The organism is Ramlibacter monticola, assembly GCF_016722785.1.
In the GTDB taxonomy this organism is placed as follows: domain Bacteria; phylum Pseudomonadota; class Gammaproteobacteria; order Burkholderiales; family Burkholderiaceae_C; genus Ramlibacter; species Ramlibacter monticola.
The window spans coordinates 342,501-357,875 of sequence record NZ_JAEQNE010000004.1 but is presented as its reverse complement, the minus strand read 5'-3'; the positions used below and the strand labels follow the sequence as shown (position 1 = coordinate 357,875).

Sequence of the window (15,375 nt, the reverse complement as noted above, 5' to 3'; positions counted from 1 at the left end):
GTTTCTTGGGTTCGTTGGCGCAAAACCCCGAGATTCTACAATGCCGCCTCGTCCCCTCTTCCGCCCCTATGAACTCCCCGCCGGGCCCCAGCGCCCCTTCCACCTCCACGACGGGGCCTTCCGCGGCGCAGGCCGTCTCCTGGCTGCACACCGCCCGCTTCCTCACCACCGCGCCCCGGCTCGAACACCTGCCGGAGCTGGAGGTGCCCGAAATCGCCTTCGTGGGCCGCTCCAACGCGGGCAAGTCCACCTGCATCAACACGTTGACGCAGCAGAAGCGCCTCGCGTTCGCCTCCAAGACGCCGGGCCGCACCCAGGCGATCAACCTATTCTCCCTGGGCAAGCAGGGCGTCACCGACGCCGTGCTGGCGGACCTGCCCGGCTACGGCTATGCGGCCGTGCCCAAGCTGGACAAGCTGCGCTGGCAGCAGGTCATGGCCAACTACCTGGTCACGAGGCCCAACTTGGTCGGCGTGGTCATGATGGTCGACCCGCGCCACGGCATGACCGAACTCGACGAAATCCTGCTGGAAGTGATCCGGCCGCGGGTCGAGGCGGGATTGAAGTTCCTGGTGCTCCTCACCAAGGCGGACAAGCTCAATCGCTCGGAAGCGAACAAGGCGCTGTCGATCGCGCGCCTGCAGACGGCCGGCGGCGAGGTGAAACTGTTCTCCGCCCTGAAGAAGCAGGGCGTGGAGGAGGCCTCGCTGCTCCTCTGGCACTGGGCCCATCCGGAGACCGCATGACGATCCAGACCTGGCAGCAGGCGCTCCCCCACGGCATCACCCTCAGTTGCCGCGCCGCGGGAGAGCGCGGCCGCCCGGTCCTGATGTTCCTGCACGGCTTCCCCGAAGCGGCCTTCGTGTGGGACGAACTGCTGGAGCACTTCGCGCAGGAGGCCCACGGCGGCTACCGCTGCATCGCGCCCAACCTGCGGGGCTACGAGGCCTCCTCGCAGCCCGCCGAAGTCGCGGCCTACCGGGCGAAGTTCCTCGTGCAGGACATCGCCGCGCTGGCGCAACTCGAAGGCGCGCCGCTGGCGTGCCTCGTCGCGCACGACTGGGGCGGCGGCATCGCCTGGAACCTCGCGAACCAGCAGCCGCAACTGCTGCAGCGGCTCGCGATCGTCAACTCTCCCCATCCCGGCACCTTCCTGCGCGCCCTGCAATGCAGCGATGCGCAGAAAGAGGCCAGCGCGTACATGAACTTCCTCGTGCGGCCCGATGCCGAGGCGCTGCTGCGCGAGGACGGCTACCGCCGCCTGTTCGGCTTCTTCACGCACTGGGGGCCCGCCGGCTGGCTCACGGAGGCCCTCCAGGCCCGCTACCGCGAGGTATGGGACCGCAGCCTGACGGGCGGCCTGAACTACTATCGCGCCTCGCCGCTGCGCCCCGCGCGCGCCGACGACCCGGGGGCATCCGCCATCAGCCTGCCGCGCGGAATGCTCACGGTGGACGTTCCCACGCTGGTGCTGTGGGGCATGCAGGACACGGCCTTGCTGCCCGAGCTGGTGGACGGGCTCGAGGACTACGTCCCGCGGCTCACGGTGCAGAAGGTGCCGGACGCCTCGCACTGGATCGTCCACGAGCAGCCGCAGCTCGTGGCGCAGCGCCTCGCCGCCTTTCTTCAGTAGACCGCCCGCTCCCCCGGCGGCCGCGTCTTGAAGCGCTTGTGCACCCAGTAGTACTGGGACGGCATCCCGTCGATGTACTCCTGCAGCCGGAGGTTCATCAGCGCCGTGTCCGCTTCGAGGTCCTTCGTCGGGTAGCCCCGCCAGGCCTCGCAGACCCTCACCTCGTAGCCCTCCGGCGTGAGCCGGGTGATCAGCGGCACCACCTTGGCCTTGCCGAGGCGGGAAAAGCGCGACAGCGAAGGCACCGTGGCCGCCGGCACCCCGTAGAAGGGCACGAAGATCGATTCCTCCGGGCCGAAATTCATGTCGGGCAGCAGGTACATGACGTTGCCCGCGCGCAGCGCCGCGATCAGGTCGCGCACGCCTTCCGAGCGGCTCATGGGACGGGCGTCGCCGAAGCGGTTCCGGCCCTTGAGCACCCAGGCATCCACCACGGGATTGCTCTGCTGCGTGTAGATGCCCACGAAGGTGCGCGGCACCTGCTGCGACATGGCCGACACGCCGGCGTCGAGCCCGACGAAGTGCGGGCAGAACAGGATCGTCCCCTCCTTGCCCTCCAGTTCCCCCACTGCGCCCGTGAGCCGCACCCGGCTGCGCACGACGTCCGGAGGCGCGTGCCACAGCCAGGCGCGATCGAGGAAGGACTGCGCCACGTGGACGAACACGTCGCGCGTGGCCTGCCGCCGCTGCGCCTCCGTCCACTGGGGGAAGCACAGGCGAAGGTTGACGTCCACCACCTTGCGGCGCGACCCCACCAGGGCGTACAGCAGGACCCCGAGTGCATGGCCGAGGGCCCGCACCCACGACAGGGGCAGGTGCGCGATGGCGCGCATCAGCGCGATCCCGAGGCGGCTCATCATGCGACGACCTCCTCGCGCGGCTGCTTGTAGCGCGCGTAGCCCCACAGGTACTGGGTGGGCCCGGCGCGCACCATGCGCTCCATCTCCGCGTTGACCTGCGCGGCGGCCTCGACGGGCTCGCGCGCGAGTTCCCCGTCGAAGCGCCGCACGTGCACGTGGTAGCCGCGCCCGCCCGGCAGGCGTTCGCCCCAGACCAGCAGCAGCACGGCGCCGGTCTGCTGGACCAGGCGGGCCGGCAGGGTCATGGTGTAGGCCTCGCGGCCGAAGAACGGCGCCCAGACGCCGAGCCCCTGCGGCGGCACCTGGTCCGGCAGCAGGCCCACGGCCTCGCCGGCCTTCAGCGCCCGCAGCATCTGGCGCACGCCGGACAGGGTGGTGGGCACGGCCGTCATGTTGGGCCGGGAGCGCGAGGTGGCGACCAGCTCCCGCAGCCAGGGCTTGCGCGCCGGCCGGTAGAGCACCGTCACGGGCCCGAACTGCGCGGCGTAGGACCGGGCGGTGACCTCGAAGCAACCGAGGTGGGGGGTGAGGAAGACGATGCCGCGGCCTTCGGCGCGCAGGGCCTCGATCATCGCGGCCTGCTCCCAGTGCACAGGGGGCATGGCCCCGAACCACAGCCGGGGCGTCTCGGCCACCAGCTTGCCGGCCTCGGCGACGGCGCGCCGCACCTGGGCGAAGCCGAAGCCGCCCTGCGCGGCATTGGCCACGAAACGGCGCCGGTACGTGGGCGAGCCCAGGAAGGCGACCCAGCCCATGGCAGCCCCCAGGAAATGCAACACGGACAGGGGCCAGGCGGAGAGAATTTGGAAGAGACGTTTCACAACGGTTAAAATCGCGCTGTCGCCGAGTTATTGAACTACTTGCAGGGCGACTCTAAAGAATTCTGCTAAAGCGTTCGCCCGAGCTCCGGCAGAAGGCAACGCGCCTTCCCGCACTGGCAACCGCTGGAGTTTATTCAAATGGCGAACGACTTCCTCTTCACTTCCGAATCCGTGTCCGAAGGACACCCCGACAAGCTGGCCGACCAGGTCTCGGACGCGATCCTGGACGCGATCTTCACGCAGGACCCGCGCAGCCGCGTGGCCGCCGAAACCCTGGCCAACACGGGCCTGGTAGTCCTGGCCGGCGAGATCACCACCAACGCGCACGTCGACTACATCCAGGTCGCGCGCGACACGATCAAGCGCATCGGCTACGACAACACCGAATACGGCATCGACTACAAGGGCTGCGCGGTGATGGTCTGCTACGACAAGCAGTCCAACGACATCGCCCAGGGCGTGGACCACGCCTCCGACGACTACCTGAACACCGGCGCCGGCGACCAGGGCCTGATGTTCGGCTACGCCTGCGACGAGACGCCGGTGCTCATGCCCGCGCCGATCTACTACGCCCATCGCCTGGTGGAGCGCCAGGCCCAGCTGCGCAAGGACGGCCGCCTGCCCTTCCTGCGTCCGGACGCCAAGTCGCAGGTCACCATGCGCTACGTCGACGGCAAGCCGCACAGCATCGACACGGTCGTGCTGTCCAGCCAGCACAGCCCGGAGATGAGCGACGGCAAGCACATGAAGCCGGCCTTCGTCGAGGCGGTGGTCGAGGAGATCATCAAGCCGGTGCTGCCCAAGGAGTGGCTGAAGGAGACCCGGTACCTGATCAACCCGACCGGACGCTTCGTCATCGGCGGCCCGCAGGGCGACTGCGGCCTGACCGGCCGCAAGATCATCGTCGACACCTACGGCGGCGCCTGCCCGCACGGCGGCGGCGCCTTCTCGGGCAAGGACCCGTCGAAGGTGGACCGCTCGGCCGCCTATGCGGCGCGCTACGTGGCGAAGAACGTCGTGGCCGCCGGCCTGGCGCGCCAGTGCCAGATCCAGGTCGCGTACGCGATCGGCGTGGCCCGGCCGATGAACGTGACCGTGTACACCGAAGGCACGGGCGTGATCCCCGACCACAAGATCGCCGAGCTGGTGCACGAGCACTTCGACCTGCGCCCGAAAGGCATCATCCAGATGCTCGACCTCCTGCGCCCGATCTACTCGAAGACCGCGGCCTACGGCCACTTCGGCCGCGAGGAGCCGGAGTTCACGTGGGAGCGCACGGACAAGGCGCAGGCGCTGCGGGCAGCGGCGGGCATTCGTTGAGTTTCACGTATCCCCCGCCTGCGCGGGGGAATCAAAAAAGGGGCGCGATCGCGCCCCTTTTTTTTCTGGCCCGGGACTAGCCCCGGCCGTACTCCTGCCGCTTCATCGTCACGTACGTGCTGCGGTCCATCTCGTGCAACTGGCGCGGATAGCGTTCGGTCGCACTGAACCACCGGTCGATCCGCTGCTCCACCCGCTGGCCCGCGGGCAGGTCCATGGTGTCGAGGTACGCGTCGATCGCGAGGTAGTAGCGCATGGCGTTGCGCTCGATCGCGCCGCGCATGCCGCCCGCCGTGAAGCCCGCCTTGTTGGCGCCCGCCGTGGAAAGATAGGCCTGCATCGCGAACTTGCCGGTGCCGCCGTAGCCGTACGAATAGCTCAGGTGCAGGAAGCTGTGGCCCGCGTCCAGCGGGATCGCCTCGGCGACGATGCGGTAGTCCCGCGTGCCGAACGGCCCCTGCGCCGCGCCCAGGCGCGTCTCGAGGTAGTCGCTGCCGGAGGCGGCGCGCTGGAATCCGAGGTCGAGGCGATAGGCCTGATCCACCGGCTGGTCGTACTTGCGACCGATGCGCACGGCGAGCCGCCCGCCTCCCGCCTGGCAGGCCTTGGTGTTGAAGGGCAGCAGCATGATGTCGCACCAGGCGTTCGGGTCCTGCAGCGCCTCCTTGACCTTCTCGTAGGGGTGGTCCAGCACCGCGTAGACGTCGCCCTGCAGGGCGTTGCCGCCCTCCGAGGAGTCGATGTGCATCTGGCGGCCATAGGAGTTGCTGCGCAGGTTGCCCTGCAGCTCCGTGTACTTGTCCTTCAGGCTGCCGGCATCCGCATGCGCCGCGACGGCGGACAGGGCGAGCAGGCAGGCAGTTCCCGCGCCGGCGATCCAGCGGGCGATTCGATCGGTCGTCATGCGTGTTTCCTGTGCGGATCGGCCTCGCCCAGCGGCGCGGCGTCGGGTTGCGGGGAGCTCGTTTCGGGGGTTCCGGTCTCCGACTCTTCTTCCAGGAAGGCCTGGACGTCGAGCTGGATGCCGCCCATGAACAGCGAATGGGGAGCGACCTCGTAGAGGTAGCGGCCCCTCGGACTCAGCACCAGCCGCATGCGCAGCTTGGGGTCCTGCATGCCGTCCCACACGCGGATCAGCCGCGCCCGCACCAGGTTGTCCGGGCACTGCAGCGACTTGAGCTTGTGGTAGTTGGAGGAGAGACCGACGGCGTCCAGGTACCAGGCCGACTGCTTGTTGCGGGCCAGCAGGTTGGCGGACAGGTCGATCTCCAGCGTGAGGACGTTGGCCTCCACCTCCAGCACGAGGTTGCGGCCGAGGAGTCCCCCGTTGGCCTCGCCGTACTTGTACGTGAGGTGAAGGTGCGATGGCGTCTTGCGCAGTGAGTATTTCATGGGCGTCACCCGAAGGCACAGCGTGAGGCCGCGCGGACGGGCGCCGTGTAGGACGTTGTTGTGTCCGGCTGTGCGTGCGCTCAGCCATGGCGCGGCCGTGCGGGCGCTCGCCCGACGGCTCCTACAAGGGTTGGGGGCTCGCGACCGACGGCGTGGCTCGGCCTGCGCCCCAAGATGACCGAAAGACCTTTTCATCCACCCATTCAAAGGAGCAAACGATGGCTGCTGAAGAACGCGAAGACCGTGACCTGAACCGCGACCCGATCACCGACGAACCCGGCGCGCACCCGATCGGCACGGGCATCGGCGCCACGGGCGGTGCCGTCGCCGGCGCCGCGGCGGGCTCGATCGCGGGTCCCATCGGTGCCGCCGTGGGCGGCGTCGTGGGCGCGGTCGTCGGCGGTCTCGCCGGCCACGCTGCGGGCGAGGCGGTGAACCCGACCGCCGAGGAAGCCTTCTGGCGCGAGAACTACGACAAGGAGCCCTACCATGAGAAGGGCCACAGCTGGGACGACTACGGCCCCGCGTATCGCCTGGGCCTCTCCGGCCGCACGCGCTATGACGACCCCTGGACCTCGGTCGAGCCGCGGCTCGCGTCCGAGTGGGACAGCACCCGCGGCAACTCTTCCCTGGACTGGGAACGCGCCAGCCCCGCGGCCAGTGCCGCCTGGCGCCGCGCGGACGACCAGGCGCGCAACTACCACCAGACCGGCGGCTCGGGCACCACGGGCATGGGCCGCGCGGGCATGGGCAGTCCCGACATGGGCAACACGGGCCTGCGCGGCGCGCCCAGCGGGACCGGCGCGGCCGGCGCCGTGGGCGCCATGCAGACCGCGGGCAACAGCGACGGCGACCGCGGCGACGTGATCGACGTGCTGAAGGACCTGGTCGAGTGCTCGAAGGACGGCGAGCATGGCTTCCGCGAGTGCGCCGAGCAGGCCACCCGCCCGGACCTCAAGTCCGTGTTCATGCAGCGGGCGGAAGACTGCCGCCGCGGCGCCCAGGAGCTGAACCAGCTGCTGCGGGAATGCGGCCACGACAGCAAGGACGACGGCAGCGCGCTCGGCGCCATGCACCGCGGCTGGGTCTCGATCAAGTCCAAGCTGAGCACCTACGACGACAAGGCGGTGCTGGAAGAGTGCGAGCGCGGAGAGGACAACGCCAAGGCGCGCTACATGAAGGCGCTGCAGAAGAACCTGCCCGCCAACGTCCGCTCGGTCATCGAGCGCCAGTACCAGGGGGTGCAGCGCAACCATGACCAGATCAGGATGTTGCGGGACCAGTTCCGCGCCTCGTAAGGACAAAAGCGAAGATGATGAGGGGGCCGCGGCCCCCTCTTTCCCGTTCCGATGCCGGACCGAAACGCGCTCAAGACCTATCGCGAGAAACGCAACTTCGACGCCACGCCCGAGCCCGCCGAGGGCGGCGAGGCGGACGAGGGCGCACGCAGCTTCGTCGTCCAGAAGCACTGGGCCACGCGGCTGCACTACGACTTCCGGCTCGAACTGGACGGCACGATGAAGAGCTGGGCCGTCCCCAAGGGCCCCAGCTTCGACCCGAACGACAAGCGCATGGCGATGCCCACCGAGGACCATCCCATCGCGTACAACCGTTTCGAAGGCACCATCCCCGCCGGCAACTACGGGGCCGGCAAGGTCATCATCTGGGACAAGGGCACCTGGCATCCGCTGGAGGACCCGCACAAGGGCTGGCGCGACGGCAAGCTGAAGTTCGAGTTGCGCGGGCACAAGCTGCACGGCCACTGGACGCTGGTGCGCATGAAAGGCCGCGGCAACGGCCGCGAGGATCCCTGGCTCCTGATCAAGGAGCGCGACACCTTCGCCCGGCCCGCCACCGAGTTCAGCGTCGTCGACGAGATGCCGGACAGCGTGAAGGCCCTGGCGGACCAGCCGCAGGCCGCGGCCGCGCCGGGCGCGCGGCCCGCCGCGCCGTCCGCTTCCGGCCCGCCCGAAGGCGCGCGCCCCGCGAAACTGCCGAAGGAGCTGCAGCCGGAACTCGCGGTGCTGGTCGACGAGGCCCCGGCGGCGCCGCAAGACTGGATCTTCGAGATCAAGTTCGACGGCTACCGCATGCTCGCGCGCGCCGAAGGCGGGGCGATCGCGCTCTTCACGCGCAACGGCAACGACTGGACCTCGCGCATGCCCGGCCTGGTGGAGGCGCTGCGCAGCATGGAGCTGCCCGACGGCTGGTACGACGGCGAGATCATCATGCCGGGCGAGGACGTCCCGGCGGACTTCCAGGCGCTGCAGAGCGCCTTCGACAGCGCGCGCACGGGGCAGATCGTCTACTACCTGTTCGACCTGCCGTACTGCGCCGGCCACGACCTGCGCGAGGTGCCGCTGCTGGAGCGGCGCGCCGTGCTGCAGCGGATCGTGGAGCGCAAGCCGCATCCCAACGTGCGCTTCAGCGCCGAATTCGAGGCCAGCCCCGAGGACATGCTGGACTCGGCCTGCCGGCTCGGCCTGGAGGGCGTGATCGCCAAGCGCCGCGATTCGGCCTACGTGGGCCGGCGGTCCAGCGACTGGATCAAGCTCAAGTGCAAGCTGCGGCAGGAGTTCGTGATCGGCGGCTTCACCGACCCCAAGGGCTCGCGCACCGGCGTGGGCTCCCTGCTGCTCGGCGTCCACGAGGACGACGGAAAGCTGCGCTACGCCGGCAACGTAGGCACCGGCTTCAACGAGAAGACGCTGGCCGACCTGCGCGGCCGGTTCGATGCGATCGCGCGCGCGAGCAGCCCCTTCGACGCCGGCAGCGGGACCCCGCGCGGCGCGCACTGGGTGAAGCCGGAGCTGGTCTGCGAGGTCTCCTTTGGCGAATGGACGCGCGACGGCAAGATCCGGCACTCCGTGTTCCACGGTCTGCGCGGCGACAAGCCGGCCAGGCAGATCGGGCAAGAGCCGGTGCTGCACGAGCCGCCGCCGGACCATCCCGCGCACAAGCCGCGCAAGGCCGTGAAGAAGGCCTCGGCCGAAGCGCGGGAGGCCGCGGCCAGCACCACCCTGCCCGCCACCCTGCGCATCAGCAACCCGGACCGCGTGATCGATCCCGCCAGCGGCCTCCGGAAGATCGACCTGGTGCGCTACTACGCGCTGGTGACGCCGCTGATGATGCCGCACCTGAAGGACCGCCCCATCGCCATGGTGCGCGCGCCCGACGGCATCGAGGGGCAGCTGTTCTTCCAGAAGCACCTCGATCGCTACCGCATGGCCGGGGTGGAGTCGCTCGATCCCGCCATCTTCCCGGGCCATCCGCCCATGGTGTACATCGCGCAGCCGGAAGGGATCCTGGCCGCCGCGCAGATGAACGTGATCGAGATCCACACCTGGAACGGCGTGCGCACCGCGATCGCCAAGCCGGACCGCATGACCTTCGACATCGACCCCGGCGAAGGCGTGGCCTGGCCGCAGATCCAGGAAGCGGCGCAGCTGGTGCGCACGCTGCTGGACGAGCTTCAGCTGCCCTCCTTCCTCAAGACCAGCGGCGGCAAGGGCCTGCACCTGGTGGTGCCGCTGAAGAAGCAGTTCGACTGGGACACGGTGAAGGACTTCTCGCAGGCGGTCGTCCAGCACCTGGCGCGCACGCTGCCGGAGCGCTTCGTCGCCAAGAGCGGCGCGAAGAACCGCGTCGGCCGCATCTTCATCGACTACCTGCGCAACGGCTACGGCGCCACCACCGTGTGCGCCTGGTCGGCGCGCTCGCGGCCGGGGCTGGGCATCTCGGTTCCGGTGCGCTGGGACGAACTGCCGGCGCTCAAGAGCGGTGCGCACTGGACGGTGGGCACCGCGCACAACCGGCTGGACCAGGGCAACGCGCCCTGGGCGGATTACGAAGGCAGCCGCACCAGCCTGGCGGCGGCGATGAAGAAGCTGGGCTTCGAGCGCTGAACGCGCCGGACGCCTGCCGCCGCAGCCCCGTGCTCAGTGCCCCAGCACCGCGGGCCTGAGGCCCCCGAGCATGTTCATCACCTCGCCCTTCTCGCGGGCCGGCACCTTGAAGCGATCCAGCACCAGCGCCGTGTCCTCCGCGAGAGCGTTGAAGTCGCCGTCGGTGAGTTGCATGCCGGTGTGCGCGGAGTGCATGTCCTGGCCCTTGTAGCGGCACGGGCCGCCGCTCGCCTGGCAGAGGAAATCCACCAGCTGGCCCGCGAAGGCATCCGGGCGCGTGTGGGCGAAATGGCGGTTGATCCGGGCGTCCGCGGCAACCACGGTCCACAGCTCGCCGACCACCGCGCCGAGGGCGTCCCTGCCGCCAAGGCGTTCGTACAGGGACGGAGACGCGGACTGCGCGGCTGCGCCAGTGCAGAGGAAGGCGCCGGCGCTGGTGGCCAGCACGGCGGCGGCGATGCGGGAATGCGAAGACATGGGGGCTCCTGGGGGTAGCGCCGGGACGGATCGCCCGGTCGGCCCGCATTCTTCGCAGCTGGAGGCTTGTTGTCGGTGACCGCGGTCACCCAGTCGCCGCCACCCAGGGCAGTCGCAGCTCGATGCGCTCCTCCTGGCGCGCCAGCTGCACGCCGTCGGCCGCGGCCAGCGCCTCCAGGTCCTCCCATTCCAGCGGCCGGTAGTTGGCCTCGCCGCGGAAGCTGTTCTCGCCCTGGTTGCCGCGCACGTCCACGGCGAGGCGCACCGCGTCGCCCTCGGATGCGGCCGTGAGCACGAGGTCGGAGGGGGCGGGCAGGTGGTCGGTGCAGTGCAGGAGGGCGCCGGTCAGCAGGGTGCGCATGCCCGCGCGCCGCACCACGCCCTGCAGCTCCGGCACCTCGTTGCGCAGGGCGTAGCCGCGGAAGCTCAGGCTGGTGGCCAGCAGGGCCGCGCACTCGCGCACGGCATCGTGCACGGAGACCGTCGCCGTGTCGTCGGGCGCCAGCCAGCCGATCACGTCGACGCAGGAATTGAGCGCCGCCTTGGCGAAGCCGTTGATCTTGTTGGCGCTGTCCTGCACGTGGGCGAGATCGGGGGCGGACGCGCGCAGGCGGCGGTCCATCACCTCGTAGATCATCCCGATCGGCTGCAGGTTGACCACCAGGTGATGACGGAACGAGGGCGCGAGCCGCCGCAGCAGCGCATAGCGCGCCGCTTCGGCTGCGTGGGAAGGAACTGCCGGCATGGGTTCAGGGTATGCCAGCCCCGGGGGGGCTGTCAACGCGCCGAGGGGAGGACGGGCCCGGTCAGTCCGCGGCGCCGACGGCGATCACGTTGCGGCCCCGGATGCGGCCGGCCACCACGTCGTCGATCACGCGCGGGAGGGCGGCGAAGGGCTGCACCTGGCGGATGCGTTCGAGGTGGCGCGGGCGCAGGTCGGTCGCGAGCCGCTTCCAGAGGTGCTCGCGGGTGGGCACGTCGTTGTCCGAATTCACGCCGATCAGCCGCACGCCGCGCAGGATGAAGGGCATCACCGTGCTGGAGAACGCGATGCCGGCCGCGTTGCCGATGCTGGCGATCACGCCGTCCTTCTGGGTGGTGCGGATGATGCCGGCCAGCGGCTCGCCGCCGAGGGAGTCCACCGCGGCCTGCCACTGCGCGCTCTCCAGCGGGCGCGAACCGGTCTGGAGTCCGGAGGCCGCGATCACGCTGGCCGCGCCCAGCGCCTGCAGGTAGTCCGCCTGCTCCGGCTTGCCGGTGACGGCCACCACCTCGAAACCCAGCTGCGCCAGCAGGTCGATGGCCACGCTCGCCACGCCGCCGGTGGCGCCGTTCACCAGCACCGGGCCGCGGGAAGGCACGATCCCGTTCAGCAGCATCAGGTCCACCGCCAGAGCTGCGGTGTAGCCCGCCACGCCGATGGTCGCGGCATCCAGCGGGGTGAGGCCCGGCGGCACGTGGTTGACCCAGTCGGCCGGCACGCGCGCCCAGCCGGCGTAGCCGCCGTGATGCGACACGCCGAAGCCGTGGCTGTGCACGACGACCGCGTCGCCCTTGCGGAAGCGCGGGCTGTCCGAGGACTCCACCACGCCGGCGGCGTCGATGCCGCCGACGCAGGGAAAGCGCCGGATGATCCGGCCCTTGCCGGTGGCCGCCAGGGCGTCCTTGTAGTTCACACTCGCGTACTGCAGGCGGACCAGCACCTCGCCGGGGTCCAGCTGCGCCTGCGCCAGCTGCGTGAAGCCCGAGCGCACCGCTTCCGGCGAGCCCTCGATCAGGTAAGCCTCGAATGTGTCCATGGGCCCAGCTTACCAGCGCGCCGCGCCAATGAAAAACCGCCCCGGAGGGCGGCTTTCGCGGCGGCGAAGCGGCTTACTTGCCGGCGCGCATCTTGCCCAGCGCGTCCTGGGTCTCCTTCCAGAGATCCGGGCCCACGTTGGTGGAGATCGAGGCGTTCACGTTGGTCAGCTTGTCGCGCATGCGGTTCGCCTCGGCGGGCGACAGCTCGTTGACCTGCATGCCCTTGGCCTTCAGGTCGGCCAGCGCCTTGGCGCCTTCGTCGCGCGTGTCCTTGCGCTCGAAGTCACGGCTGGCCTTGGCGGCGTCCATCAGCACCTTCTGTTCGTCCTTGGACAGGCCGTCCCACCACTTCTTGGACACCATCACGATCCACGGGCTGTACACGTGGTTGCTGATGGTCAGGTACTTCTGCACCTCGTAGAACTTGGAGGACACGATGGTGTTGTACGGGTTCTCCTGGCCGTCGACCGTCTTGGTCTCCAGCGCGCTGAACAGCTCCGAGAAGGGCAGCGGGATCGCATTGGCGCCCAGCAGCTTGAAGGAGTCCAGGTACACCGGGTTCTGCATCACGCGCAGCTTGATGCCGTCCAGGTCTTCCATCTTGGTGACCGGACGCTTGCTGTTGGTGAGGTTGCGGAAGCCGTTCTCCCAGTAGGTCAGGCCCACCAGGCCCTTCTCCTCCAGCTTGTGCATCACCTTGGTGCCGACCGGGCCGTCCAGGACGGCGTCGGCTTCCTTGGTGTTGTTGAACAGGAAGGGCGTATCCCACAGGGCCATTTCCTTGGTGATACCCACCAGCGTGGCGGTGGAGCCCACCATCATCTCCTGGGCGCCGCCGATCAGGGCCTGCTGCATCTGGACGTCGGAGCCCAGGGCCGCGGCGCCGATGGCGCGCACCTTCATCTTGCCCTGCGAGTTCTTCTCGACCTGCTCGGCGAAGTACTTGACGGCGCGGCCCTGGTTGCTCTGCTCGTTGAGCCCGTAGCCGAAGCGGATCAGGCGCGGCTTGATGTCGGCGGCGAGGCCGGCGGTGGAGGCCAGCAGCGCACTGACGGCGGCGGCCGCGAGGACGGTACGACGAAGGAAGTTCATTTGCATCACTTTCACGGAACGAACGAAAACTCAGCGCATCCACGCGACCGGCGCGATGACGATCTGCGGGAACAAGACGAACAGGGCCAGGATGACGATGTAGACCATGAGGAAGGGGTTCACCCCCTTGATCACCTGGTGCAGCGACAGGCGGCCCACGCCGGCGACCACGTTCAGCACGGTGCCCACCGGCGGCGTGATCAGGCCGATCGCGCCGTTCAGCACGAACATGAGGCCGAAGTACACCGGGTCGATGCCGGCCTTCACCGCGATGGGCAGCATCACCGGCCCGAAGATCAGGATGGTGGGCGTGAGGTCCAGCGCGGTGCCGATCAGCACCAGCACCACCATCATCACGGCCATCAGCAGGCGCGGGCTTTCCACCAGCGGGCCCAGCCAGCCGGTCAGCACCGCGGGCAGGTCGGCCAGCGTGATCATGTAGCTCGCCACCTGCGCGCCGGCGCAGAGGAACATCACGATCGCCGTGGTCTTGGCGGCGCGCACGAGGACCGGGCCGATCTCCTGGAGCTTCATCTCGCGGTGCACGAACAGGGAGACGACCAGGGCGTAGAAGGCGGCCACCACCGCGGCTTCGGTCGGCGTGAACACGCCGGTCTTCATGCCGCCGATGATGATGATCGGCATCAGCATGGCCCAGAAGGCCTTGGCGGTGGCGTGCAGGCGCGCGCGCATCGGCAGCGGCTCGCCGGCAGGCAGGTCCATCTTGCGCAGCAGCAGCTTCCAGGCGACCAGCAGGCCCACGCCCATGATCAGGCCCGGGACGATGCCGGAGAGGAACAGCGCGGAGATCGAGGTGTTGGTCGTGACGCCATAGATCACGAAGGGCATCGACGGCGGGATGATCGGGGCGATGATGCCGCCGGAGGCGAGCAGGCCCGCCGACGTGGCGAGCGGGTAGCCCTGCCTCTTCATCATCGGCAGCAGGATGGTCGCGAGCGCCGCGGTGTCCGCCAGCGCCGAGCCGCTCATGGAGGCCATGAGCACCGCCGCGCCGATCGCGACGAAGCCCAGGCCGCCGCGGATGTGGCCGACCCAGGCCTGCGCCATGTCGATGATGCGCCTGCTGATGCCGCCGGAGTTCATCAGCTCGCCGGCCAGGATGAAGAAGGGCACCGCCAGCAGGGGGAAGCTGTCGACGCCGGCCACCAGGTTCTGCGCCAGCAGCTGCGTGTCCCAGAACCCCAGCACCCAGGCCATGCCGGCGCCGGTGAGAACGAGGGCCAGGGCCATGTTCATGCCGATGCCCATGAGCACCAGCATGCCGGCGGAAAAGACGATGAAGGCAAGGGCTTCGGGCGACATCGCGTTCACTCCACTTCCGCTTCGTGGCCCAGGTCCAGCGGTTCGCGCCGGACCAGTTCGACCAGGGCCATCACGCCGATCGCCGCCGAGGCCAGGAAGGCCGGCAGCGGCAGCAGCGCCGTGGGGTAGCCGAGCACGACCGAGGTGCTGTCCATGCCGACGATCACCTGCTGCCAGGCGCCCCAGGCCACCAGCACGCAACCCAGGAGCACCAGCAGGCGGATCAGGACCGTCATCACCGCCATCGGCACCGGCCGGTCCTTCAGCATCCCGACGAGCGAGGTGAATGCCATGTGCTCGCCGGCGGGATAGGCGGCCGTGGCGCCGATGAACACCATCCACACGAACAGCAGGCGGGAGAGCTCTTCGCTGGCGGCGATGCCGCTGCCGAAGCCGTAGCGCAGCACCACGTTGACGAACACGGCCACCGCCATCACGCCGAGGCAGGCGGCCATGAGCCAGTGGGTGATCCGCTGGAAGCGGCTGGCGGCCAGGGGTTCGTTCATTGGTTTTTCTCCGGGTGCAGCCAGGCGCCGACGCGGCGCTGCAGGGGGTCCAGGGCCTCGAGGGCGTCGACGGGCAGCACGCCCGGCTCGCCGACCGGCGATTCGAGCGTGGCGAACTGGCTGTCCACCAGGCTCGCCGAGAAGAAGTGCGAGCCGCGGCCCGCCACGCGCCGCTGCGCATCCGCGCGCGAGATTTCGAGAAAGACGAAGCGCAGCCCCGGGGCCGCGGCACGCAGGCGCTCGCGG

Annotated in this window: 16 protein-coding genes (1 of these 16 cut by a window edge); 5 read left to right on the top strand and 11 right to left on the bottom strand. The window is 69.5% G+C overall.

From position 1 onward, the window contains the following. The first annotated feature begins 68 nt into the window (after window positions 1-68). Window positions 69-746 (top strand): ribosome biogenesis GTP-binding protein YihA/YsxC, encoded by a 678-nt coding sequence (gene yihA, locus JJ685_RS18280; RefSeq protein ID WP_201675749.1) that lies wholly within the window; start codon window positions 69-71, stop codon window positions 744-746. Continuing rightward, complete coding sequence (locus JJ685_RS18275; RefSeq protein ID WP_201675748.1) at window positions 743-1,633, top strand: alpha/beta fold hydrolase; 891 nt, start codon at window positions 743-745, stop codon at window positions 1,631-1,633. The genes yihA and JJ685_RS18275 overlap by 4 nt, the downstream gene beginning before the upstream one ends. On the opposite strand, the gene JJ685_RS18270 is transcribed toward JJ685_RS18275, so the two are convergent. Continuing rightward, window positions 1,627-2,493 carry an LpxL/LpxP family acyltransferase gene (locus tag JJ685_RS18270; protein WP_201675747.1) on the bottom strand — a complete coding sequence of 289 codons (867 nt, stop codon included), beginning with the start codon at window positions 2,491-2,493 and terminating at the stop codon, window positions 1,627-1,629. The two genes, JJ685_RS18275 and JJ685_RS18270, sit on opposite strands and share 7 nt — an antisense overlap. After that, window positions 2,490-3,314 (bottom strand): lysophospholipid acyltransferase family protein, encoded by an 825-nt coding sequence (locus JJ685_RS18265; RefSeq protein WP_201675746.1) that lies wholly within the window; start codon window positions 3,312-3,314, stop codon window positions 2,490-2,492. Before JJ685_RS18265 ends, JJ685_RS18270 begins: the two co-directional genes overlap by 4 nt. A 138-nt stretch (window positions 3,315-3,452) precedes the next feature. On the opposite strand from JJ685_RS18265, the gene metK reads away from it, so the two are divergent. Next, entirely contained in the window at window positions 3,453-4,634 is a 1,182-nt protein-coding gene (metK, locus tag JJ685_RS18260; protein WP_201675745.1) for a methionine adenosyltransferase, read from the top strand. Window positions 4,635-4,710: 76 nt separating this feature from the next. Here metK and JJ685_RS18255 read toward each other — a convergent pair whose 3' ends face one another. Together JJ685_RS18255 and JJ685_RS18250 are read right to left on the bottom strand one after the other, a co-directional pair. Then, a complete protein-coding gene (locus JJ685_RS18255; RefSeq protein ID WP_201675744.1) occupies window positions 4,711-5,538 on the bottom strand; it encodes a hypothetical protein in 828 nt (275 codons plus the stop codon). Next, window positions 5,535-6,026 (bottom strand): hypothetical protein, encoded by a 492-nt coding sequence (locus JJ685_RS18250; protein ID WP_201675743.1) that lies wholly within the window; start codon window positions 6,024-6,026, stop codon window positions 5,535-5,537. Before JJ685_RS18250 ends, JJ685_RS18255 begins: the two co-directional genes overlap by 4 nt. Window positions 6,027-6,244: 218 nt before the next feature. Here JJ685_RS18250 and JJ685_RS18245 point away from each other — a divergent pair, with 218 nt between their 5' ends. Beyond that, complete coding sequence (locus tag JJ685_RS18245) at window positions 6,245-7,324, top strand: PA2169 family four-helix-bundle protein (protein WP_201675742.1); 1,080 nt, start codon at window positions 6,245-6,247, stop codon at window positions 7,322-7,324. Between the two features lie 51 nt (window positions 7,325-7,375). Beyond that, window positions 7,376-9,931, top strand: coding sequence for a DNA ligase D (gene ligD / locus JJ685_RS18240; protein WP_201675741.1), 2,556 nt, complete (start codon window positions 7,376-7,378; stop codon window positions 9,929-9,931). A gap of 33 nt (window positions 9,932-9,964) precedes the next feature. On the opposite strand, the gene JJ685_RS18235 is transcribed toward ligD, so the two are convergent. The 7 genes from JJ685_RS18235 to JJ685_RS18205 form a co-directional block, all read right to left on the bottom strand. After that, the gene (locus JJ685_RS18235) at window positions 9,965-10,408 is read right to left on the bottom strand and encodes a group I truncated hemoglobin (RefSeq protein ID WP_201675740.1); all 444 of its coding nucleotides are present in this window, start codon (window positions 10,406-10,408) and stop codon (window positions 9,965-9,967) included. Between the two features lie 85 nt (window positions 10,409-10,493). Further along, window positions 10,494-11,153 (bottom strand): hypothetical protein, encoded by a 660-nt coding sequence (locus JJ685_RS18230; RefSeq protein ID WP_201675739.1) that lies wholly within the window; start codon window positions 11,151-11,153, stop codon window positions 10,494-10,496. Between the two features lie 61 nt (window positions 11,154-11,214). Further along, entirely contained in the window at window positions 11,215-12,207 is a 993-nt protein-coding gene (locus JJ685_RS18225; protein ID WP_201675738.1) for an acrylyl-CoA reductase family protein, read from the bottom strand. Window positions 12,208-12,280: 73 nt separating this feature from the next. Further along, a complete protein-coding gene (locus JJ685_RS18220) occupies window positions 12,281-13,300 on the bottom strand; it encodes a TRAP transporter substrate-binding protein (RefSeq protein WP_201675737.1) in 1,020 nt (339 codons plus the stop codon). 30 nt (window positions 13,301-13,330) lie between these two features. Continuing rightward, window positions 13,331-14,623: a TRAP transporter large permease gene (locus JJ685_RS18215; protein WP_201675736.1), complete on the bottom strand. Its 1,293-nt coding sequence runs from the start codon at window positions 14,621-14,623 to the stop codon at window positions 13,331-13,333. A gap of 5 nt (window positions 14,624-14,628) precedes the next feature. After that, the gene (locus JJ685_RS18210; RefSeq protein ID WP_201675735.1) at window positions 14,629-15,129 is read right to left on the bottom strand and encodes a TRAP transporter small permease; all 501 of its coding nucleotides are present in this window, start codon (window positions 15,127-15,129) and stop codon (window positions 14,629-14,631) included. Beyond that, window positions 15,126-15,375 carry the 3' portion of a gluconokinase gene (locus JJ685_RS18205; protein WP_236599097.1) on the bottom strand. 254 nt of this gene lie beyond the right edge of the window, so only the last 250 of its 504 coding nucleotides appear in the window; the start codon falls outside the window, past its right edge — the gene reads right to left on this strand; its stop codon occupies window positions 15,126-15,128. The genes JJ685_RS18210 and JJ685_RS18205 overlap by 4 nt, the downstream gene beginning before the upstream one ends.

Bases quoted from the DNA above. Each gene is read 5' to 3' on its own strand.
- JJ685_RS18250 (WP_201675743.1), bottom strand. From the start codon at position 6,026: ATGAAATACTCACTGCGCAAGACGCCATCGCACCTTCACCTCACGTAC.
- JJ685_RS18235 (WP_201675740.1), bottom strand. From the start codon at position 10,408: ATGTCTTCGCATTCCCGCATCGCCGCCGCCGTGCTGGCCACCAGCGCC.
- metK (WP_201675745.1), top strand. From the start codon at position 3,453: ATGGCGAACGACTTCCTCTTCACTTCCGAATCCGTGTCCGAAGGACAC.
- JJ685_RS18245 (WP_201675742.1), top strand. From the start codon at position 6,245: ATGGCTGCTGAAGAACGCGAAGACCGTGACCTGAACCGCGACCCGATC.
- JJ685_RS18275 (WP_201675748.1), top strand. From the start codon at position 743: ATGACGATCCAGACCTGGCAGCAGGCGCTCCCCCACGGCATCACCCTC.
- JJ685_RS18225 (WP_201675738.1), bottom strand. From the start codon at position 12,207: ATGGACACATTCGAGGCTTACCTGATCGAGGGCTCGCCGGAAGCGGTG.
- JJ685_RS18255 (WP_201675744.1), bottom strand. From the start codon at position 5,538: ATGACGACCGATCGAATCGCCCGCTGGATCGCCGGCGCGGGAACTGCC.
- ligD (WP_201675741.1), top strand. From the start codon at position 7,376: ATGCCGGACCGAAACGCGCTCAAGACCTATCGCGAGAAACGCAACTTC.
- JJ685_RS18230 (WP_201675739.1), bottom strand. From the start codon at position 11,153: ATGCCGGCAGTTCCTTCCCACGCAGCCGAAGCGGCGCGCTATGCGCTG.
- JJ685_RS18210 (WP_201675735.1), bottom strand. From the start codon at position 15,129: ATGAACGAACCCCTGGCCGCCAGCCGCTTCCAGCGGATCACCCACTGG.
- yihA (WP_201675749.1), top strand. From the start codon at position 69: ATGAACTCCCCGCCGGGCCCCAGCGCCCCTTCCACCTCCACGACGGGG.
- JJ685_RS18220 (WP_201675737.1), bottom strand. From the start codon at position 13,300: ATGAACTTCCTTCGTCGTACCGTCCTCGCGGCCGCCGCCGTCAGTGCG.
- JJ685_RS18215 (WP_201675736.1), bottom strand. From the start codon at position 14,623: ATGTCGCCCGAAGCCCTTGCCTTCATCGTCTTTTCCGCCGGCATGCTG.
- JJ685_RS18270 (WP_201675747.1), bottom strand. From the start codon at position 2,493: ATGATGAGCCGCCTCGGGATCGCGCTGATGCGCGCCATCGCGCACCTG.